Annotated in this window: 18 protein-coding genes; all 18 read left to right on the top strand. The window is 30.5% G+C overall.

Going from position 1 to position 22,299, the window contains the following annotated elements:
- Nucleotides 1-228 precede the first annotated feature (228 nt).
- Nucleotides 229-2,868 (top strand): DNA translocase FtsK, encoded by a 2,640-nt coding sequence (locus FVE74_RS01305; RefSeq protein ID WP_147002844.1) that lies wholly within the window; start codon nucleotides 229-231, stop codon nucleotides 2,866-2,868.
- A gap of 154 nt (nucleotides 2,869-3,022) precedes the next feature.
- Entirely contained in the window at nucleotides 3,023-4,069 is a 1,047-nt protein-coding gene (locus tag FVE74_RS01310; protein ID WP_147002845.1) for a rod shape-determining protein, read from the top strand.
- Nucleotides 4,070-4,216: 147 nt separating this feature from the next.
- Complete coding sequence (gene scpB, locus FVE74_RS01315; protein WP_147002846.1) at nucleotides 4,217-4,867, top strand: SMC-Scp complex subunit ScpB; 651 nt, start codon at nucleotides 4,217-4,219, stop codon at nucleotides 4,865-4,867.
- A 25-nt stretch (nucleotides 4,868-4,892) separates the two neighbouring features.
- Entirely contained in the window at nucleotides 4,893-5,579 is a 687-nt protein-coding gene (locus FVE74_RS01320; RefSeq protein WP_147002847.1) for a pseudouridine synthase, read from the top strand.
- Between the two features lie 57 nt (nucleotides 5,580-5,636).
- Nucleotides 5,637-6,284, top strand: coding sequence for an MtnX-like HAD-IB family phosphatase (locus FVE74_RS01325; RefSeq protein ID WP_147002848.1), 648 nt, complete (start codon nucleotides 5,637-5,639; stop codon nucleotides 6,282-6,284).
- A complete protein-coding gene (locus FVE74_RS01330) occupies nucleotides 6,281-6,901 on the top strand; it encodes an ACP phosphodiesterase (RefSeq protein ID WP_147002849.1) in 621 nt (206 codons plus the stop codon). Before FVE74_RS01325 ends, FVE74_RS01330 begins: the two co-directional genes overlap by 4 nt.
- Complete coding sequence (locus tag FVE74_RS01335; RefSeq protein WP_147002850.1) at nucleotides 6,898-7,098, top strand: hypothetical protein; 201 nt, start codon at nucleotides 6,898-6,900, stop codon at nucleotides 7,096-7,098. The genes FVE74_RS01330 and FVE74_RS01335 overlap by 4 nt, the downstream gene beginning before the upstream one ends.
- Nucleotides 7,099-7,127: 29 nt before the next feature.
- A complete protein-coding gene (locus FVE74_RS11830; protein WP_147002851.1) occupies nucleotides 7,128-8,909 on the top strand; it encodes a DpnII family type II restriction endonuclease in 1,782 nt (593 codons plus the stop codon).
- Nucleotides 8,910-8,927: 18 nt separating this feature from the next.
- Complete coding sequence (locus FVE74_RS01345; RefSeq protein WP_147002852.1) at nucleotides 8,928-9,671, top strand: TRM11 family SAM-dependent methyltransferase; 744 nt, start codon at nucleotides 8,928-8,930, stop codon at nucleotides 9,669-9,671.
- 44 nt (nucleotides 9,672-9,715) lie between these two features.
- On the top strand, nucleotides 9,716-10,015 hold the full coding sequence (gatC, locus tag FVE74_RS01350; RefSeq protein ID WP_021745911.1) for an Asp-tRNA(Asn)/Glu-tRNA(Gln) amidotransferase subunit GatC: 300 nt from the start codon (nucleotides 9,716-9,718) through the stop codon (nucleotides 10,013-10,015).
- 129 nt (nucleotides 10,016-10,144) lie between these two features.
- A complete protein-coding gene (gatA, locus tag FVE74_RS01355) occupies nucleotides 10,145-11,608 on the top strand; it encodes an Asp-tRNA(Asn)/Glu-tRNA(Gln) amidotransferase subunit GatA (protein ID WP_147002853.1) in 1,464 nt (487 codons plus the stop codon).
- Between the two features lie 121 nt (nucleotides 11,609-11,729).
- Nucleotides 11,730-13,166 (top strand): Asp-tRNA(Asn)/Glu-tRNA(Gln) amidotransferase subunit GatB, encoded by a 1,437-nt coding sequence (gene gatB / locus FVE74_RS01360; protein WP_147002854.1) that lies wholly within the window; start codon nucleotides 11,730-11,732, stop codon nucleotides 13,164-13,166.
- A gap of 23 nt (nucleotides 13,167-13,189) precedes the next feature.
- Nucleotides 13,190-15,316 (top strand): penicillin-binding transpeptidase domain-containing protein, encoded by a 2,127-nt coding sequence (locus FVE74_RS01365; protein ID WP_147002855.1) that lies wholly within the window; start codon nucleotides 13,190-13,192, stop codon nucleotides 15,314-15,316.
- A 32-nt stretch (nucleotides 15,317-15,348) separates the two neighbouring features.
- Nucleotides 15,349-17,661 (top strand): replication restart helicase PriA, encoded by a 2,313-nt coding sequence (gene priA / locus FVE74_RS01370; RefSeq protein WP_147002856.1) that lies wholly within the window; start codon nucleotides 15,349-15,351, stop codon nucleotides 17,659-17,661.
- A 540-nt stretch (nucleotides 17,662-18,201) separates the two neighbouring features.
- Nucleotides 18,202-18,939: a TlyA family RNA methyltransferase gene (locus FVE74_RS01375; protein ID WP_147002857.1), complete on the top strand. Its 738-nt coding sequence runs from the start codon at nucleotides 18,202-18,204 to the stop codon at nucleotides 18,937-18,939.
- 108 nt (nucleotides 18,940-19,047) lie between these two features.
- Nucleotides 19,048-20,364 carry a S41 family peptidase gene (locus FVE74_RS01380; protein WP_147002858.1) on the top strand — a complete coding sequence of 439 codons (1,317 nt, stop codon included), beginning with the start codon at nucleotides 19,048-19,050 and terminating at the stop codon, nucleotides 20,362-20,364.
- Nucleotides 20,365-20,402: 38 nt separating this feature from the next.
- Nucleotides 20,403-21,101: a 16S rRNA (cytidine(1402)-2'-O)-methyltransferase gene (gene rsmI / locus FVE74_RS01385; RefSeq protein WP_147002859.1), complete on the top strand. Its 699-nt coding sequence runs from the start codon at nucleotides 20,403-20,405 to the stop codon at nucleotides 21,099-21,101.
- 312 nt (nucleotides 21,102-21,413) lie between these two features.
- On the top strand, nucleotides 21,414-22,289 hold the full coding sequence (ylqF, locus tag FVE74_RS01390; RefSeq protein ID WP_147002860.1) for a ribosome biogenesis GTPase YlqF: 876 nt from the start codon (nucleotides 21,414-21,416) through the stop codon (nucleotides 22,287-22,289).
- Nucleotides 22,290-22,299 lie beyond the last annotated feature (10 nt).

Consider the following 22,299-nt stretch of genomic DNA (forward strand, 5'->3'; position numbering starts at 1 on the left):
TTTTTTAAGGAAATAGAAAATGACAAAATTGAAAAAATATAGTATAATGTAGAAAAGTCACTTTAAAACCGATGACTATTCTATTCCAATCTAAATTTTGAGTTTTATTTATTTTATATAATTTTTAGATAGCTTTGAGAATAGGTTTGTTATATGGTAAAATTGATTAGGAATTTTAGATTTGGAATTTATTAAATTTAGATAGAATTTTTAGAAAGGATAATTAAGATGAGTAGAAGAAAAGTTGAAGGTATAATCTGGTTTGTTGCTGGGATTATATTGGTATTGCTGTTGGCAAATAAATCAAAAATGCTCAGTGATAATATTGGTGAAAATATATTTTCACTTATATTAAGTGGAATTACGCTATTTTTTGGAAAAATGACGTGGTTTATTGCGATAATTGCTATGCTGTATGGAATAATTCTGTTTTTCTATGAAAAAATTGGGATTAATTTGACACAAGGAAAGGCTGCGGCATTAGCGGGGCTATTTTTAAGCTGGGGAATGATTTTGATAAGAAGTTCTGTTGTTCATGGAAAACCCTTGTCGGGAAACTTTACTGAAGCGGGCAGACAGCTTTTGGAAATAGGGTTTAACCGTGAAAGCGGAGGAATTTTAGGAGCATTGCTGTCAATGCCGTTTTTCAAGGTGCTGCATTTTCAATGGATGTTTTTTATTCTTTTAATATTGTCATTGTTTTTTGTGGTATGGTTAATTAGAGATCTTATTGAACTTGGATATGAAGTTTTGAGGGAAATAATAAAATATTACAAAAGCGATGAGTATAAGGAGAAAAAAAGAAAGCTGGCGGCAAAAAAATATGCTGAAAATTTGAAAAAAACAGATTATAAACGTTATCAGAAGGAAATGTTAAAGGCAAAAATAATACAATCCAGAAATGAAAAATTAAGTTTTGAAATTGCGAAAAAGCCTAAGGAAAATTTTTTGCAGAAAACAGAAGTTTATTCTAAGGAAGAGCTTGCAGAAAAGGAAAAGGAATGGATTGAAATTTTTGAGGAGAAGGAAAAGGGAAATTTTGAAAAGGATGAAAGCATAAGAAGAGAAAAATTAAAGGAAAAGGAAAAAAGAAAAAAAGAAGATGTACTGGATACAGTTGTAAAACCGCTAGAAAATAGAAAAGCAGAAACTGTAGAAAAAACTGAAAATAGTGGTGAAAACATTTTAAATGCTGAAAAGCAAAATGTTGCAGAAGAAAAGGAAGCCGGAAGCGAAAGAGAAATTGAGATCGAAAGCGTAAATGAAAATAATAAGAATGAAAGCAAAAGAGATGAAGACAGCAAAAAGGAAACAAAACTGGAAATTGTAACACCTTTAAAAAGAGAAGAAATAAATTCTGTAAATGCGGATCCAAATTTTCAGCAGTTTCCAAAGCTTGATGCTTTTGAAAGCAACAACTCAAAGGGAAAAGAACTTGAAGAGGAATTGAGAAAAGTTAATGCGATGTTTGACAGCAATCAAGGATATGACGATATTGTGAAAAAATCCATTGCGGAAATTTTTAAATCAAAACCGATGGATCTTGAGAAAAAACAGGAAATTGAAAAAAGTATAAGAGAAAATGTGAATCATCTGGAAAACGTGCTAAAGGAATTTGGAGTTGATGCGAAAGTTGTAAATTATGAATATGGACCAACTATTACGAGATATGAAATTATAATTCCAAAGGGTGTAAAAGTAAGCAAGGTAACAGGACTTTCAGATGACATTGCAATGAATCTTGCGGCAGAAAGTATTCGTATAGAAGCTCCAATTCCTGGAAAAAATACAATTGGAATTGAAACTCCGAATAAAATAAAGGAGCCTGTGCATTTTTCAAATATCATAAAAAATAAGGAACTTGACAGCGGGGAATTAAAGGTAATATTAGGAAAAGATATTGTTGGGCGAGATAAGTTTATAGATATTGCTAAAATGCCGCATTTGCTTATTGCAGGGCAAACAGGTTCTGGGAAGTCGGTTTGTGTGAACACTTTAATTTCAACATTGATTTCAAAAAAATCCGACAAGGAAGTAAAATTTATAATGGTTGATCCTAAAATGGTGGAACTTATGCCATATAACGATATTCCACATCTTTTAGTGCCAGTAATTATAGATCCAGAGCAGGCTGCAATAGCTTTAAAATGGGCAGTTAATGAAATGGAAAACAGATATAAGAAACTTATGGAAAATGGAGTGAGAAATATAAAAAGCTACAATTCGTTGAGCTTTGTGGAAAAAATGCCTTATATCGTTATAATAATTGATGAGCTGGCGGATCTTATGATGGTTGCTTCTGGAAGCGTGGAAGAATCAATTGCAAGAATTGCGCAAAAGGCAAGGGCAGTTGGAATACATCTAGTTGTTGCGACACAGCGGCCATCTACAGATGTTATAACGGGAATGATAAAGGCTAACTTGCCAAGCAGAATTTCCTTTGCATTAAGATCACAGATTGATTCGAGAACAATACTTGATTCGGCTGGGGCAGAAAAACTTTTAGGACAGGGGGATATGCTGCTGCTTGCCAATGGATCTTCAAAAATGGAAAGAATACAAGGGGCATATATTTCTGATGAAGAGGTTAAGAACTTGACTGATACGTTGAAATCTGCTAAAAAGGTAAAATATAAAAATGAAATTTTGAAGGAACCTGAAGAAGAAATTGAAGATGACACTGATCCTTATTTTGAAAATGCAGTAAATATTATAAGACAGGAAAATAAAGTTTCAATTTCGCTGCTTCAACGTAAGCTGAAAGTTGGATTTAATAGAGCTTCGAGAATTTATGATCAATTAAAGGATCATGGAATTATAAGTTATGATGATCAGATAATAACTGATAATATTGATGAAAATGATTAAAAAAATATGTATTTTGCAATATTAATTAATATTATAGCAAATTACCCCTTAAAGTTGCTTGAGTATATTCAAAAAAAATGGTAAAATACTTTAAAGCTATAATAATTTAATAAATGTTTTTTAAAAAAATAAAAAAATGAAGGAGATAGAATAGATGAAATTTTTTGACTTGTTTAAGACAAATATAGCGCCAAAGACTACACGTGATATAGCTATTGATTTAGGAACAGCAAATACTGTCATGTATGTAAAGGGTGAAGGAATTCAAGTGGATGAGCCAACTTATGTGGCTATCAATAAAAAAACTGAAGAGTTGGAACACATTGGAGAAAAGGCAAAGGAAATTATTGGAAGAACAGCTAAGCATACTGAAATTATCCGTCCATTAAAAAATGGAGTAATTTCAAATTATGAAGTTACTGAAAGAATGCTTGAAGAATTTTTACATAGAATAAAGAAGGATAAATTCCAAAGTTCAAGAGTAATTATTTGTGTTCCGAGCGGAGTTACACAAGTGGAAAGAAGAGCAGTAATTGAAGTTGTAAAAGATGCTGGAGCAAAAGAAGTTTATCTAATTGAAGAACCAATAGCGGCTGCAATTGGTGTTGGAATTGATTTATTTGAGCCAAAAGGACATTTAATTGTTGATATAGGTGGAGGAACTACTGAAATTGCATTTATTGTATCAGGTGGAGCAGCATTATCTAAGTCAGTTAAAATTGCTGGGGATCACTTAAATGAAGATATTATGGAATTTGTAAAAGATGAATACAATTTATTAATTGGTGAAAGAACAGCCGAAGAATTAAAAGTAAATACAATAAGTCAAGATGATCCTGAATTGGAATACGAAATAAGAGGACGTGAATTGGGAGTTGGATTGCCAAAGAGCATGAAAATTAAGACTTCTGCCATAAATGGAGCGATTACAAGACATATTGATGCCATTATTGATGAAGTAAGACTTACAATAGAAGAAATTGAGCCTGAAGTGGCAGCAGATATTTATGAAACAGGAATTTACTTATCTGGTGGTGGAGCAGGCATAAAAATCTTAAAAGAAAGAATCGAAAGGGAATTATTGCTTAAGGTAACTGTTGGAGATGATGCGATCCATGCTGTAGTAACAGGAATTGCAGAAGTATTGACAGATTTCAAGAGATACAAAAATATTATTATTTCACCAACACACGAATATTAATTTGAATAATTAGAAATTAGGGGAATTTTCTGAAGGAAACGAAATAGGAGAATTCCCCTATTAATGAAAATAGTAGTAGGAACAAAATTTTTTAGTATTAGATAAAAGTATTGTTATAGAAAAAATAAAAAATAAAAATGGTAGAATATGGAAAAATTTGAAAAAAAAGAAAATAAAAGAGAAGAGAAGCAAGGCCGTATAATTGGTGTTCAAAGAAAACTCGAAATTAGTGAAATCGAAGAGAAAGTGGAAGCGATTATTTTTTTGGCAAAGGAAATGGTGACAGTCCAGGAGCTTGCACAGTTTTATGCGATGGAAAACTTTGAGATGGAAGAAGTGCTGCATAGTTTAAGGGAAAAGAGAAAAAATACTGGAATAAATTTAAAAATTGAAAATGGAGGAGTTTTTTTAGTGTCAAACCCGCTTTTTGGCTTTGATGTAAAAAGATTTTTTAATCCAGAAATGAAATTAAAGAAATTATCACGTTCAGCGATGGAAACATTGGCAATTATTGCATATAAAGGGCCTGTAACTAAAGCTGAAATCGAACAGATCCGAGGTGCTGGGGCTGATAAGACAATGGCTAATCTTTTGGAAAGAAAATTAATTTATATTTCTGGGAAGAAAAAATCTATTGGAACTCCAAATTTATATGAAGTGACGGAGGATTTCTACAGTTACTTGAATATTCACGGAAGGGAAGAACTGCCAGGAAGTGAGCAGTTTCAAAAAATTGATCTGCTTTATAGGGAAGATGAAAAAATGAAAACTGAAAGTTCAGATAATGAAAATGTTTAAAAAATTAAAAATAAAGAGGTAAAAAATGAGATTAAATAAATTTATAGCCGAAACGGGATTTTGTTCTCGTAGGAAGGCTGATGAACTGATAAACGAAGGAAGGGTTACAGTAAATAAGCAAGAAGCGATTATCGGAATGGATATAAAGCCTGAGGATGTTGTTAGAATTGATGGGGAAAGAGTAAAACTTAACACAAGATACGAATACTATATTTTAAATAAGCCAAAAAGGGTTATTTGTTCAAATGAAGATAAATTTGGCAGAAAATTGGCAATAGATTTGATAAAATCAAAAGCAAGACTTTTTACATATGGAAGACTGGATTTTATGACAGAAGGTCTGATTATAATCAGTAACGATGGCGATGTCTACAATCACGTAATGCACCCAAGAAAAAAATTATACAAGAGCTATATTGCCAAAGTTAGCCGTGAAATTGATGATAAAGACATCGAAGCATTGCAATATGGAGTTGTAATTGATGGAAGAAGAACAGCCCCTGCTAAAGTTAAAAAAATTGATAAAAAAGAACTTAGAATTGCAATCTTTGAAGGAAGAAACCGACAGATTAGAAAAATGCTGGAAACATTGGGATATAATGTTAATTCGCTGAAAAGAATTAAAGTGGGAGAACTTACGCTTGGACATTTGCAAGTGGGAGAATACCGTGCTTTGAATGAAGATGAAATTAAATATTTGAAAAGTTTATAAAAATAAAGTCATTAAAAATTGAGAAATAATAGTATTTTGATAACTAAAGGAGAAAATGTGAGCAAAAAATTAATATTTTTAATAGATTTTGATATTACGATTAGTAAAAGAGATTCAACGGATACGTTGCTTTCGGTGTATCAGCCAGAATTAAAGGAGGATATTAGGAAAAAATATCGAAGTGGCGAAATTACGATGAAGGAATATTTGCAGACTGGGATTGAGAGTTTGAATATTACGAAAGAGGAATTTTTGGAAACATTGAAATTAGTTGGAATTGACGAAACATTTGTAGATTTTGTGAAAAGTGGTATTGAATTTAAGATTGTAAGTGCTGGGACAAAATTAAATATATCAGGTGTTCTTAGGAATTATGGAATTGACCTGAATGAAGATGAAATTATATCAAATGATATTAAATTTGATGAGAATAAAATTACTGTTTCATTTCCTTACTTAGATAAAGAGCAATATTACGGTGTTGACAAAAAAGAGGCTGTTCAGAAATATAAAGATGAAGGTTATACGGTTTATTTCGTTGGGGACGGACCTTCGGATTACAGGGCGATTGAAGTGGCAGATTTTTCTTTTGTTAGAAAAGGGACTCGAGCGATTAAGTTTTGTCAAGAAAACGAGATTGATTTTTTTGAATTTGAGAATTTTGATGAGATTTTGAACTATTTGAAAAAACAGGAGTCAAAATGAATTATTTAGCTCATTCGGTTATATCACTTGAAATTGATAAAAAAATGAATGAAAATACGCTTTACGGCAATTTTACCGGAGATTTTTATAAAGGAAAAGTTGAGAAAATCGAATTACAAGAAAATTTGAAAAGCGGGATAATCTTACATAGACTGATTGATAAAATTTCTGATAGAGAAGAAAATTTTTTGAATGGACTTTTGCGAGAAAAATTTGGGATTTTTAAGGGGATTGTGTCGGATATGTATGTTGACCATTTTTTGTGCAAAAATTTTGAGGATATATTTTGTAAAAATTATGATTTTGAAAATATGGAAAAAGTTGAAAGAAAAATAATTAAAAATATTGAAGAGTATGATGAATTTTTTCCAAGTGATTTTAAAAGTTTTTTTGACTGGTTGAAGAGAGAAAAAGTTTTGGCTAGGTATAAAAATTTGGATTTTTTGGATAGAGTTTTTTGGGGAATATCGAAAAGAGTGAGAAAAGGGGAAATTCTTAGAAATGCGGTTTGTGAACTGAGAAAAAATTATGGGGAATTTGAGGAGAAATCGTTGAAAGAATTTTTGTTTGTGAAAGGAAAAATTGTGGAAAATTTTGAGGGAAGTGAGAAACTATGAAATTAAAAGAATTATTTCCAAATCAAGATATTGAAAATATGGAATTGAAAAAATTGATAGAAATGATAAGTTATAAAGATTTTAATACATTGCTAGAAAAAACAGAAAATAAGAAAGATATTGATTTTTATATTGAATTGCAGGATTTGGTTATACGGAGTAAACAGAAAGAAGCGATTGAAAAAGGGATATATTAATTATGGAAGATAGAAATTAATTTTAGGAGGTGACAATAATAAAAAAAGGAACTGTAAAACCATTTCTTAAATGGGCAGGAGGAAAAGGACAGTTAATTGATGAAATTGAAAAAATTTATCCGTTTGATAAAAAGATTAATAAATATGCAGAGCCATTTATTGGTGGTGGTGCAGTTTTATTTGATATTTTGAATAAATTTGAATTAGAAAAAATATATATCAGTGATGTTAATAAAGAGTTAGTGAATTGTTACGTAGCTATAAAAGAAAATGTTCATGAATTAATAAAAAAGTTAAAAAAACTTGAAGATGAATTTCTAGTTAGAGTAAAAAAAGATAGAAAAATTTATTATTATGAAAAAAGAGAAAAATTTAATAAATTAAAATTAGAAAATAATAATGAAAAAATCAATAGAGCAGCATTAATGATATTTTTAAATAGAACTTGCTTTAATGGACTTTATAGAGTGAATAAAAAAGGATTGTTCAATGTTCCAATGGGAGATTATAAAAATCCTAAAATATGTGATGAAGAAAATTTAATTAATGTATCAAATAAGTTGAGAAATGTTGAAATTATTTATGGTGATTATAGAAAATCTTATGATTTTATTGATGAAAATACATTTGTTTATTTTGATCCACCATATAGACCTCTTAATCAAACTTCATCTTTTACATCGTATACAGAGTATATTTTTGGAGATAAAGAGCAAATTGAACTTTCTGAATATTTTAGATTACTAAATAAAAAGGGAGCGAAATTGTTACTTAGTAATTCTGATCCTAAAAATGTGGACATCAATGATGAATTTTTTGATAATTTATATAAAGAATTTGATATAAAAAGGATTGAAGCGAGTAGAGCGATTAATAGTAAGGGGAGTAAAAGAGGGAAAGTGACAGAAATTTTAGTAAATAATGTGGAAGGAATTAAAAGATATACTATGGAAAAAAGAGATTTTAATAAGTGGTTAAAAAGTTTTCGTAAGAGTATTGCTACTTATGGATATTATACAGATTTTGATAAAGTTTTTGAAAATGTTAATAATATAAGAATAGAGTTGAATATTTTAAATTCTTTGATTGGTTCGAAAAATATAAAGGAAGATTTTGAAAATATAATAGAAAAATATCCGGATACATTAAAATGTATTCCTATTTTGTTAGCAGTAAGAAAAAAAGAGATTTATGTTATTGATATTGATGGAGAATATATTTATTCTTTTAAAAAGAGAAATTATCCTGTGGAACAATATTCTGAATTTATGGAAAAAACAGGATTATTTAGATTATTAAAAAATCATATTATTAATAATTTGTTTGATTATGTTACAGGTGTTGAAACAGGATTAGATTCTAATGGTAGAAAAAATCGTGGTGGACATATTATGGAAGATTTAGTTGAAAGTTTTATAAAAAGTTCAGGATTTAAGAGAGATAAAGATTATTTTAAAGAGATGACAATTAGTGAAATTGAAAATAGATGGAATGTTGATTTATCTGTGATTTCAAATACAGGAAAGACTGAAAAAAGATTTGATTTTGTAATAAAAACAGACAGCCAAATATATGTTATAGAAACAAATTTTTATGCTTCAAATGGTTCAAAATTAAATGAAACAGCAAGAAGTTATAAGACTATCACAAAAGAAGTTGAAACCATTGAAGGGGTTACATTTGTGTGGTTTACTGATGGTAAAGGATGGGAAAGTGCTAGAAATAATCTTGAAGAAACATTTGATATATTGGAGCATCTTTATAGCATTAATGATTTGGAAAATGGAATTATTGCTAAAATAATAAAATAAATTGAGGTGTGGGGGAAAATGGTAAAAAAAATAAAAAAATGGGAACCTGAAGAATTTGAGCTTGAAATGAATACGGTGTGGAGCTTTCCAGATAGAGGGAAATGGGCAACTCATGATGCAAAATATCGTGGTAACTGGTCTCCTTATATTCCAAGAAATCTTTTGTTAAGATATTCGCATGAAGGTGATTTAGTTTTAGATCAATTTGTAGGTGGAGGTACTACATTGGTTGAAGCAAAACTGCTAAATAGAAATATAATAGGGGTTGATGTTAATAATGAATCTCTTAATAGATGTAGAGAAAAGTGTAATTTTGAATATGAAAATTCTGGGGAAGTATACTTTTATGAAGGTGATGCAAGAAACTTAAGTTTTATTCCTGATGAAAACATTGATTTTATATGTACTCATCCGCCTTATGCAAATATTATTAAATATAGTGAAAATATAGAAAATGATTTATCACAGTTAAAAGTAAAAGATTTTTTGATTGAGATGGAAAAAGTTGCTTTGGAAAGTTATAGAGTGTTGAAAAAAGATAAGTTTTGTGCTATTTTGATGGGAGATACAAGACAAAAAGGTCATATAGTACCTATGAGTTTTGAAGTTATGAAAATTTTTGAAAAAGCAGGATTTAGGACAAAAGAAATAATAATAAAAGAACAGCATAATTGTAGAGCAACAGGATTTTGGAAAACAAATAGTGTAAAATATAATTTTTTATTGATTGCACATGAATATTTATTTGTGTTCAAAAAATAAATGTTTAGCAATAGGTATAGAAAAATAAAGGAGGAAAATAGCAAATGTTAAGCAAAGAAGATGTACTGAAAATAGCAGCGCTTTCAAAGCTAGAATTTTCAGAAAATGAAATTGAAAAATTTAGAGTGGATTTGAATAAAATTTTTGACCATATGGAAGAGTTGAATAGTGTGGATACGAGTGAGGTTGAGCCACTTTTTAATGTGCTTGATTTGAAGGATGTATTGAGAAAAGATGTTGTTAAGGATAGTGGAATTAAGAAAGAGATCTTGGAAAATGCACCAAATAGCGATGAGGAATTTATAATTGTTCCAAAAGTTGTGGGAGAAAATGCGGATAATTAGGATGTATTGAAAAATGTCTGATTGGTAGAATTTTTGGAGAATAGAAGTTTGAAAATTGGAAGAGAAAAAATTTTTTGAAAAATTGAGATTTTTAGATACATTTTAGAAAAAATTTAGAAAGGTGGAAAAATGAGTTTATACAAAAAAACGGCTAGTGAAATAGCTGAAATGATAAAAAATAAAGAGATTACTTCTGAAGAAGTGACAAAATCTTTTTTGGATAGAATTGAGAAAACTGAAGAAAAAATAGGAGCATTTTCTAATGTGTTTCCTGAAAAGGCTTTAGATGAGGCAAAAAAATATGATTCTGAAAATAATGAAGAAGCTAGAAAAAATTATGATAATGAGTTGTTGTTTGGAGTGCCTGTGGCTTTGAAGGATAATATTGTATCAAAAGGAGATTTGACTACGGCTGCATCAAAAATTCTTAAAAATTATGTGGGAGTTTATGATGCGACAGTTGTGGAAAAATTGAAAAAGGCTGGGACACCGATAATTGGGAAGGCTAATATGGATGAGTTTGCGATGGGGTCTTCAAATGAGAATTCATCGATAAAATCGGTTTCTAATCCGTGGGATTTGACAAGAGTTCCTGGTGGAAGCAGTGGAGGTTCGGCAGCGATGGTTGCAGCGGGACAAGCACCGATTGCACTTGGTTCAGATACTGGTGGAAGTATTAGACAACCTGCTTGTTTGACTGGAACTGTTGGGATTAAGCCAACTTATGGAAGAGTTTCAAGATACGGACTTATGGCGTTTGGATCTTCGCTTGATCAAATTGGAGCTTTGGCAAAATCGACTGAGGATTTGGCTAGACTTTTGCAAATAATTGCGGGATATGATGAAAAAGATGCGACAAGTGTAAATGTGGAAGTTCCTAACTATTTGGAAAGTTTGAATAATGATTTGAAAGGCTTGAAAATTGGGATTCCAAAAGAATATTTTGCAGAAGGATTAGATGAAAATATTAAAAAAGTGATAATGGATTCGGTGGAAAAATTGAAGGAATTAGGTGCTGAAATTAAAGAAGTATCACTTCCATATTCAAAATATGCGATTTCTACTTATTACATAATTTCATCGGCTGAAGCTGCTTCAAACTTGTCAAGATACGACGGAGTAAGATATGGTGTGAGAGAAAGCAATGAAGATGTGGAAAAAATGTATGTCAAATCAAGAACAAAAGGTTTTGGAGATGAAGTAAAAAGAAGAATTATGATTGGAAACTATGTGTTAAGTTCTGGATTCTACGATGCTTATTACAAAAAGGCTTCGCAAGTTAGAAGACTTATTAGAGACGATTTTTCAAAAGCATTAAAAGAAGTAGATGTTTTATTAACACCAGTTTCTCCAACAACAGCATTCAAAAAAGGAGAAAAAAACACAGATCCAGTACAAATGTATTTAGCAGACATTTACACAGTTTCAGTAAACATGGCTGGACTTCCTGCAATTTCAGTACCTGCGGGATTTGTTGACGGATTGCCAGTTGGAATTCAATTAATTGGAAATTATTTTAGAGAGGATTTATTGTTTAATATTTCTCATAAATTTGAAGGTGTTCGTGGGGAAATTGAATATCCTGAGTTTTAAAAATAGAAGTAAAAAATTTTTTAAAATAATAAAAGATAAAAAAAACATTTAAGAATAGCGAGTTTTTTATTAAATAAAGTGGAAATGAAAGATTTGAAGAAGAAAGGAAAAATATTATAAAATGAGTATGGAATATGAAACAGTCATCGGACTGGAAGTGCATTGTCAATTAAAAACAAATACAAAAGTATGGTGTTCGTGTGATGCCGATTATGATAACAAACATCCAAATACATCGGCGTGTCCAGTGTGTACTGGTCAACCAGGAGCATTGCCAAAATTGAATGAAAAAGTGCTTGATTATGCGATAAAAGCGGCACTTGCTTTGGGATGTGAAATAAATGAGGAAAGTCAATTTGATAGAAAAAATTATTTTTATCCAGATTCGCCAAAAAATTATCAAATTACGCAATATTTTAAACCTTATGCGGAAAATGGAACTTTGAAAATTACGACAAATTCTGGAAAAGAAGCAGTTGTTGGGATTGAGAGAATTCAAATTGAGGAAGATACGGCGAAAAGTATTCACACAACTTCTGAAACATTGTTGAATTACAACAGAGCGTCTGTACCATTAATCGAGATTATTTCTAAGCCAGAAATTAAAAATGCTGAAGAGGCTTATGCGTACTTGAATACATTGAAGGATAGATTGAAATATACTAAAGTTAGTGATGTAAGTATGGAATTGGGGTCGCTTAGATGTGATGCGAATGTTTCTGTTAGAAAAAAAGGTGAAAAAGAATTGGGGACTAGAACGGAAACTAAAAACTTAAATTCGTTTAAAGCGGTTATGAGAGCCATTGAATATGAAACAAATAGACAAATTGAAGTGATTGAAAATGGTGGAAGAGTTGTTCAGGAAACTAGACTTTGGGATGAGGAAAATGCTGTAACCAAGCCAATGAGAAGCAAAGAGGAAGCTATGGATTACAGATATTTCCCTGAGCCAGATTTGCCTACACTTGTAATTTCTGACGAGAGACTTGAAAAAGTAAAAGGGGAAATGCCAGAATTTGCTGATGAAAAAGCGAGAAGATTTGTAAATGAGTATAAATTGCATGAAATGGAAGCTGCAACACTTTCTTCAGAACAAGAATTAGCTGAATATTACGAAGAAATTGTAAATGATACAAAAGAGCCAAGACTTGCGGCAAACTGGGTGTTGACAGAAGTTTTGAGAGTGTTGAAGGAAAAAAATATTTCGATTTCAGAATTTAATGTAACGCCAAAAAATTTAGGAAAATTAATTAAATTGATTCAAGCAAAAACAATTAGCTCGAAAATAGCGAAAGATGTATTTGAAATTTTATTGACAGAAGATAAAGATCCTGAAATTATCGTAAAAGAAAAAGGATTGGTTCAAATTACTGATGACAGTGCGATTGAGAAAATTGTTGATCAAGTGTTGGCTGAAAATGCACAATCGGTGGAAGATTACAAAAATGGTAAGAGCAATGCATTGAAATATCTTGTTGGACAAGCAATGAGATTGTCTAAAGGTAAGGCTAATCCTCAAATGATTAATGAAATAATTTTAGCTAGACTAGAAGGTTAATATTGGGTTAAATTAGGAGAAAAATGAAAGAGGGCAAGAAAAAAAATAATATTATTGACAGAGCAAAGTCAAATATGGAAAAAAATAGAAAAGAACAAAAAGTTGAGAAATTTTTTGGAGTATTGTTAAAATATTTAAATACATTCAGAGGAAGATTTGGACTTTTAGTATTATTTACAACAATAGGATTTGCAGTAATAATTGGAAGAGTGTACCAGCTTCAGACTAAAGGTGGAGAAAAGTATCGGAAACAAGGTGAAAAGCAGTATACTTCCTTAAGTTTTATAAAGGCTAAAAGAGGGAGAATAGCGACAAGTGATGGACAAGTATTGGCTTATGACAATGAAGAGTTTATTGTTAATCTGGATCCTAGCTTGATTGAGGAGAAAAATATTGATGAAGTGCTGAGAATGTTAAAAAAATATATTCCTGAACTGGAAGTTGAAAAATATAAAAGCGAATATTTACAAGATAAGCAGCTTCAGAAAAAATATTTGAAAATTGAACATATAATTCCCTATAACACAAAAATAGCCATTGAAGCGGAAGTTGAAACTGATATTAAATCTGCAAAGGATAAGGTGAAAAAAAAGGAAGGATATAAAAGGAAGTTTAAAGGGGTAACATTTGAAACTTTATTTACAAGAAATTATATTCAAGATAATATTTTTCAGGAAATTATTGGATATGTGAGCAATGAAAATAAGGGGGTTTATGGAATTGAGAAATATTATGACAAGGAACTTTCAGGGAAAACAGGTATTACAACTGGACTTAGAAAAATACCTAAGGCTTTGCAGGGGATTATGAAACTTGGGAATATAAAGAAATCCGAAGACAGAAAAGAAGAAGAAGGAGATAATCTTGTACTTACAATTGACAGTTTTTTACAAGATGCTCTTAATAATGAACTGGAAGCCGCTTATGTAAAATATAATGCATCTTCCACAATGGGAATTTTAATGGAAGTAGAAACTGGAAAAGTGCTTGCGATGTCATCGTATCCAAAGGCAGAAGATAAAGCCGATATAAAGAATAGGACAATTACAGATTATTTTGAGCCTGGTTCAATATTTAAGCCTATAACGGTTGCAATAGGGCTTGAAACGAAGGTGATTAATGAAAATACGAGACTTGTTTCAGAAGGTTCGATCAAGGTTGCCGATAAGATTCTTAGGGAGCATGATAATAAAGTAATGGGAATTTTAACCTTGGCAGATGCAATTGCAAAATCTTCAAATGTGGTAATGGTAAAAATTGAAAAAATGATAAATAAGGATCTTTTCCTTAAATATTTAATAAATCTTGGTCTTGGGACAAAAACAGGCATAGATACGTATTTTGAAATGGCAAAAGGTTTGGCTGAGGCAAAAAAAATAGGAATTGTAGAAAGGGCGACCATGTCTTATGGTCAAGGAATTTCAATGACGCAAATTCAGATATTGACAGCCTTGAATACAGTTATTAATAATGGTAAAATGATGAAACCCTACCTAGTTGACAGAATAGAAGACAGTAAAGGAAATGTAATTAAGCAAGTTAAGCCTGTCATGGTGAGAAAAGTCTTCAGTGATGAAGTTTCAAGATTGAACAGAAAATATATGGAAGCAAGTGTAAACCGTGGAACCAGTGGAGGAGCCTATATTCCTGGTTATCGTGTCGGTGGTAAGACAGGAACTGCCAAAAAGGCTAAAAATGGGATATATGTAGATAATTTATATGTAAGTTCATTTTTTGGCTTCTTTCCGGTAGATAAGCCTAAATATGCAGTATTAATAACAATCAACGAACCTAAAGGAAAAAGTTATTATGGTGGTGAAGTTGCCTTGCCGTCAGCGAGAAATGTACTGCAAAAATTGATAGACTATAAAAGAATACAGCCAGATGGAAAAGTTAAAACTATAGATATTAAAGATGCTGGAGTTGTTCAAGAGGAAAAGAAAAAAGATCTAGGAAAGATAAAACAAGATTTTGATAAAAATATTATGCCAGACTTGACAGGAATAAGTTTAAGGGAATTTTTATCTATTTATCCTCAAGGAAAATTTTCAGATTATGGAGTTACTGGAAGCGGAGTAGTTATTTCTCAGTTTCCTGAAAGAGGGACTAAACTGGATAAAAATTCCAAGATACAGATAATATTGGAGTAATCAAAAAAATAAGGGAGGTTTTTGAGGAATAAATGTATTATTATGAAATTTATGTGGAAAATAACAGGGGAATATACACGTATAAATCTGAAGAAAAATATGAAATTGGGCAATGGTGCATTGTTAATTTTATAAATAGGGATAAAATGGGACTTGTGATAGCAATAACTGAAGAAAGCAAAATTCAGTTTGATGTTTCTAAAATAAAAAGAATTAAGGCTGCAGCTCCTGTTTTATCCATTCCAAATGATATTATGCAACTTATAAAATGGATTAGAAGTTATTATATAAGTGATTATTACAATGTTATAAAGGCAGTTTATCCAGGGGCATTGAAGTTAAATTATTCTAAAAGGGCTATTTATCAAAGGGATTTTTTAGAAAACGAATGTTTGATTGGAGAAGATAATTCAGAAAATAGTCTAGAAGAAGTAAAAAAGTTTAACGAATATATGAAAAAGCGGAAGGAAGTCACAGTTGCGACTTTGAAGAAGAATTTTTCTGGTGAAATTGTGGAAAAGGCGATAAGTGAAAAGGTTATTTCTGTTGAAAAGAAAGTGATTTTAAATTCTAAAATTTCAAAAGTGGAAAAGAAAAAAAGTGAAATTATAGAAAAGGAAATTATTTTAAATGATGAGCAGCAGAAGGCTGTGGATACAATAAAAAATAGTGAAAATCAGATTTTTCTGCTAAAGGGAATAACTGGTTCAGGGAAAACTGAAATTTACATTAACCTGATAAAGGAAGCCTTGAAGCAAGGGTTTGGAAGTATTTTTCTAGTTCCGGAAATTTCCCTTACAGTTCAGATGATACAGAGGCTGGAAGAGGAATTTTGCAATGAAGTGGCTATTCTCCACAGTAAACTTACGGATAAGGAAAAGCGGGAAGAGTGGACATTTATACGGAATGGGGAAAAGAAGATAGTAATTGGGGCAAGATCGGCGATTTTTGCTCCAGTTCAGAATTTAAAGTATATCATTGTGGATGAGGAGCACGAAAATACTTATAAGCAGGAGAATAATCCACGTTATCATGTAAAAAATGTGGCAATAAAAAGGGCATTTTTGAAAAATGAAAACTTGAAAAAAGATGATGATCCAAAAAAAAATAAAGAATTAGGAAAAAATGAGGAATTAAGAGAAAATGTAGGTTTAAAAAAGGAAGAAATTGCAAAAAATAAAAAAATAAAAGTGATTTTAGGTTCGGCAACTCCTTCATTTGAAACGTATTATCAGGCACAGCAAGGAGATATTGAATTAGTCGAACTTACGAAAAGGTATAAAAATGCAAAATTGCCAAAGTTTGAAATTGTCGACTTGAATGAAACTGTGGAAAATTTTTCTGAAAAATTATTGGATAAAATTTCACAGACTTTGCAAAAAAATGAGCAGGTTATACTAATTTTAAATAGAAAAGCATTTTCAAATTTATTAAAATGTAAAGACTGCGGAAATATTCCAACTTGTCCAAATTGCAGTATTTCCCTGAATTACTATAAATATGACAATCGGCTAAAATGCCATTATTGCGGTTATGAAAAGCGGTTTAACAATACGTGTGATGAATGTGGCGGACATAAGATGAGGCAAATTGGGGCTGGAACGGAAAAAATCGAGGAAGAGCTGGCAGGATTATTTCCATCAGCTAGAATTGTGAGAGTGGATTCGGAGAGTATAAAAACTAAGCAAAATTATGAAAAAGTCTATAATGACTTTAAAAATCACAAATACGATATAATGCTTGGAACACAGATTATTGCAAAAGGCCTGCATTTTTCAAATGTAACATTAGTTGGAGTAATTAATGCTGATATAATCTTGAATTTTCCAGATTTCAGGGCCTCAGAAAAGACTTTTCAGTTGCTGACACAGGCTTCTGGGCGTGCGGGACGTGGAGAAAAGGATGGGGAAGTGATTATTCAGACTTTTAATAAAGAAAATGACGTAATAAAAAAAACAATTGAAAGTGACTATGAAGGATATTATAAAAATGAGATGATTATGAGAAAAATGCTGAATTATCCACCTTTTGGAAGAATAGTGATATTAGTAATTTCAGCGGCAGAAGAAAATTTAGTAAAGGAAAAAGCTCAAATTTTGCGGGAAGAAATTATTAGAAATGTAAATACAGTTATGGAATTGACTTCAAATGATTTTATATCAGATGCTTTTAAATCGCCAATTTACAAGATAAATGGAAAGTATAGATATCAGATATTTTTTAAATTTGAAAGGGGAAAAATTTTAAAAATAAAAAAAATCATAAAAAAATGTGTTGGTAAATTTCGGGAAACGGAAAAGAAAGTTAGGGTAACAATTGATGTGGATCCTGTAAATATGATGTAATTTTTATATTTACTATTTTTTAAAATTGAACGAATATAGATTAAGAAAAATAAAGAATTGAACAGAATAGTTATAATTTGTGAGTTTAGTTAAAAAAATTTTTCTATATTTTTTGTTCTATATTTATTAGATAAACAATTTTTTACCATAGTTAATGTGGAGATTATTCTAGAAAATTAGTATAATCTCTTTTTTTATTTGAATAATCTAAAATATAATTTTGATTACCTCTAAAATTTTTACTCTGTCAAAAAAGGGTGAAAATTTGAAAAATAATTTAAAATATGGTAAAATAAATAAATTTATAAAAGATAAATGGATCTGAAATATAGTTGAAAAATAATGCAAATATTATTTTTTATTTAAAAAAAATTGAGATAAAATGATAAATATGATTTTAGTAATCAAAAATAAATAGAAAAATAAGAGATATGTTTTATGATATAGTATCACTACTTAAAGGCTAACTTTAAAATTATGATTTTTTTGGAAAATTTAGATTTGTTCAGATTTTATTTTAAGATTTAGAAAGAGAAAATAATGAAAAAAAGATTGGATTTAATTCTGGTGGAACGGGAGCTTTTTGAGACACGAGAAAAGGCAAAAAGGGAAATAATGGCAGGTAATGTCATTGTGAATGAGCAGGTTGTGACAAAGGCAGGAACGATGCTTAAGGACAATGATGAATTAAATATTCGTATTAAGGATAAGTTAAAATATGTCAGTCGTGGTGGCTTGAAATTAGAGAAGGCTATAAAGACTTGGGATTTGGATTTTAAAGATAAATCAGTGCTTGATATTGGAGCATCTACTGGAGGGTTTACAGATTGTGCCTTGCAAAATGGCGCAAAATGTGTGTATAGTGTTGATGTTGGAAAAAATCAGCTTGACTGGAAATTGAGAAATGATGAAAGAGTTCTTTCATTGGAGGAAATGCACATAAAGGATCTCAAGGAAGAAGACATCAATAATGAAAAGATAGATTTCATAGTAATCGATGTTTCTTTTATTTCTTTGACAAAAGTTATTCCTTATTTTAAAAAGTTTCTTGCGAAAACTGGGAAAATTGTGATGTTAGTAAAACCGCAATTTGAAGTTGGAAGGGAAAAAATTGGAAGAAATGGCGTTGTGGAAAATGAAGAATATCACGATGAAGCCATAAAAAAAATAATTTCTTTTTCAAAAGAATGTGGATATGAACTAATTGGCGTGGAGGATTCGCCAATACGGGGAGCAAAGGGGAATAAGGAATTTTTAACGCTATTAAAGTTTTCATAAATTCAAAATGGCAATTTATATTAATTTTATTAAATAGTGCAAGAACACTCGCAACTTTAGTCGTGGGAGGTTCAGAGTTGACTATTTAAGTATATTTTAGGAGGAAAAATGAAAAAAAACAAAATATTACAGGCAGCATTAGGACTTGTATTGGTAAGTGTGCCTTTATTTGCGGCAACTACTATAGTAAAAACATCGAGAAATGACAAAGATACAAGTGCTGGATATACAAAAGATGCAACAGAGTTGAACAGAATTGTAGATGTAATTAATATTATTGAAAATAATTTTGTTGGAAAGGAAGCGACTCCAAGTAAAAATGACCTTTATGAAGGTGCTGTTGCAGGAGTTGTAAACAAATTGAATGATCCTTACTCAGAATATTTGTCTAAGGCAGATCTTAATGACTTTTCTGAAGATATGGATGGAGAATATGTTGGGGTTGGAATGACTATTAGCAAGAAAAAAGGAGAACCTCTTGAAGTTGTTTCGCCATTTATCGGAAGTCCTGCTGAAAAAGTCGGAATTAAAATAAAAGATAAAATTACAAAAGTTGACGGAAAAGATATTTTGCCGCTTACAGCAAATGAAACTGTAAAACTTTTGAAGGGTAAAGAAGGTACAAAAGTTGATGTGGAAGTAGTTAGGGAAGGTAAAAAAGATCCGATGAAATTCACTTTGACAAGAGCCAAAATTAAATTGGAAATGGTAGAAAGCAAAATGCTTGAAAATAATATTGGTTATGTAAGTCTTTTGAAATTTGGAAATCATGTTGGAGCAGAAGTTGAAAAGGCTATAAAAGATTTACAGGCTAAGGGAATGAAAGGATTAATTTTGGATTTGCGTTCTAATCCAGGAGGATCACTTCAAGAAGCGCAAGATATAGCTTCGCTTTTTGTAAAGGAAGACTTGATTGTTTACTTGAAATACAAAAATGGACAGCAAAAGAACTATAATAGAACTTTAAAAAATCTTGGTAATTTTCCGTTAATTGTATTGACAAATAAAGGAAGCGCAAGTGCTTCAGAAATTGTAACAGGTGCAATTAAAGATTACAAACGTGGAACAATTATCGGAGAAAAAACATTTGGAAAAGGAATTGTACAGCAAGTTATACCTTTGAGAACTAATGATGCCATAAAACTTACTATTGCTCAATATTTTACACCAAAAGGAAATTACATTCATGAAAAAGGTATTGAACCTGATATAGAAGTTAAAATGGAAGACTTGCTGGCATTAAAAGGTTATGCAAATGATAGCGAACAAGCTAGAAAAAATAGAGAAAAAGAAATTGAAGAAATAATAACAAAGGATAAAGGTAAGGAAGAAGCCGCTAAAATCATTTCAGCAGGAGATGTTCAATTAAAGAGAGCAATCGAAGAAATGAATAAAAAAATAAATGAAACAGGAAAAAGAAAGTAGTAATAAAAATCAAAAAAATTAAAAATTAGGAGAAATATATGTTTTATGTTGTTGGTACACCAATTGGGAATTTGGAAGATATAACTTTTAGGGCGATAAAAACTTTGAAGGAAGTTGATTATATTTTTGCAGAAGATACAAGAGTTACAAAAAAACTTCTTTCCCACTATGAGATTGAAAAAACGGTGTATCAATACCATGAACATAATAAACTCCATCAAATCACAAACATTATCAATCTTTTAAAAGATCAAAAGGAAATTGCGCTTGTAACAGATGCTGGAACGCCGTGCATTTCAGATCCTGGCTTTGAGCTGGTAAATGAAGTTTTAAAGGCTGGAATAAAAGTCATTGGAATACCAGGAGCTTCCTCAATTGTTACAGGAGCAAGCATTTCTGGGCTAGATATGCGAAGAATGGCTTATGAAGGCTTTTTACCAAAGAAAAAGGGAAGACAGACACTTTTCAATAAATTGAAGGAAGAAGAAAGAACTATCGTAATTTTAGAATCTCCCAACAGAATTTTAAAAACTTTAAAGGATGTAAGGGAATATCTGGGAGAACGATATGTTGTAATAACAAGGGAACTTACTAAAATTTATGAAGAAACAATTCGTGGAAATGTTTCAGAAATTATTGAAAGGCTGGAAAAAAAGCCGATTAAAGGGGAAATTGTCTTATTTATAAGAGCAGTAAATGATGATGGCATTTATTTAAAAGATAAAAATACAGAGTAATTAAAAATTAGTAAGAATAAGGGAGTATATAACTTTAATATTTTGAAAAAGATTAAACAGTAGTTTTCATTCTAAAAGAATCACGATATTTACGGATTTGAATTTTTATCTTTAATTTCAAAATTAAATTTACACTATTTTCCGTTAGAGCAGCAGATTTATTATAAATCCTGTTTAATAAGGATCTTAACTCTTTGTCAGAAAATAAATAAATTTTTTAAATGGGATTTAGTGTTAGTTTTGGAATTAAAAACAAGAATTTAAATAATAAAAAGTAAATTTCAAAATAGAGAAAATGGAGAGAATAAAAGAATGAATATAAACTGGTATCCAGGGCATATGAAGAAAACCAAGGATTTGATTGTGGAAAATCTCAAGATAATTGATGTCGTGATTGAGATTTTGGATGCAAGAATTCCGATTTCTAGTAAAAATCCAGATATTTCAAAATTGGCGAATAATAAGAAAAAAATTATTGTGCTTAATAAGGTGGATTTAATTGATAATAGGGAATTGAAAGTCTGGGAGAATTATTTTTTAGAAAATAATTTTTCTGATTATTTTGTAGCTTTGAGTGTGGAAAAAGGGACTAATTTTAATGAACTTAGAAAAATTACGGATAAAATTTATGCAGAAAAATTGGAAAAGATGAAGAAGAAAGGGCTTCGTAAAACTGAAGTAAGGGCAATGATTGTTGGAATTCCTAATGTTGGAAAGTCTAAATTTATAAATAAATTTGTGAATAAAAATAAGGCAAGAGTAGGGAATACTCCAGGATTTACACGTGGGAAGCAATGGATAAAAATTGATGAGAAGCTGGAATTGCTAGATACGCCAGGAGTTTTGTGGCCTAAATTTGAAGATGACGATGTGGCTTATAATTTGGCGATTACTGGGTCAATAAAGGATGATGTGCTGCAGTTGGAGCATATTGCGATAAAATTTTTAGATAAATTAAAGGATTTGGGGAAAATTGGAAATCTTATAAAGGTTTATCATTTGGAAGAATATACTACAGATGAAGAAATTTTAGGAATGGAAAGTCATAAAATATTGGAAATTTTGGAAAAAAGACTGGGAGTTTCTAAAAACGATGAACATAATTATGAAATTATTTCAAGAAGATTGATGAGAGATTATAGAATGGGGAAAATTGGAAAGTTCTTTTTGGAGTTTCCTAAGAATTAAAGGAGAATTA

It is taken from the genome of Leptotrichia wadei (genome assembly GCF_007990445.1).
Taxonomy (GTDB): Bacteria; Fusobacteriota; Fusobacteriia; order Fusobacteriales; family Leptotrichiaceae; genus Leptotrichia; species Leptotrichia wadei_A.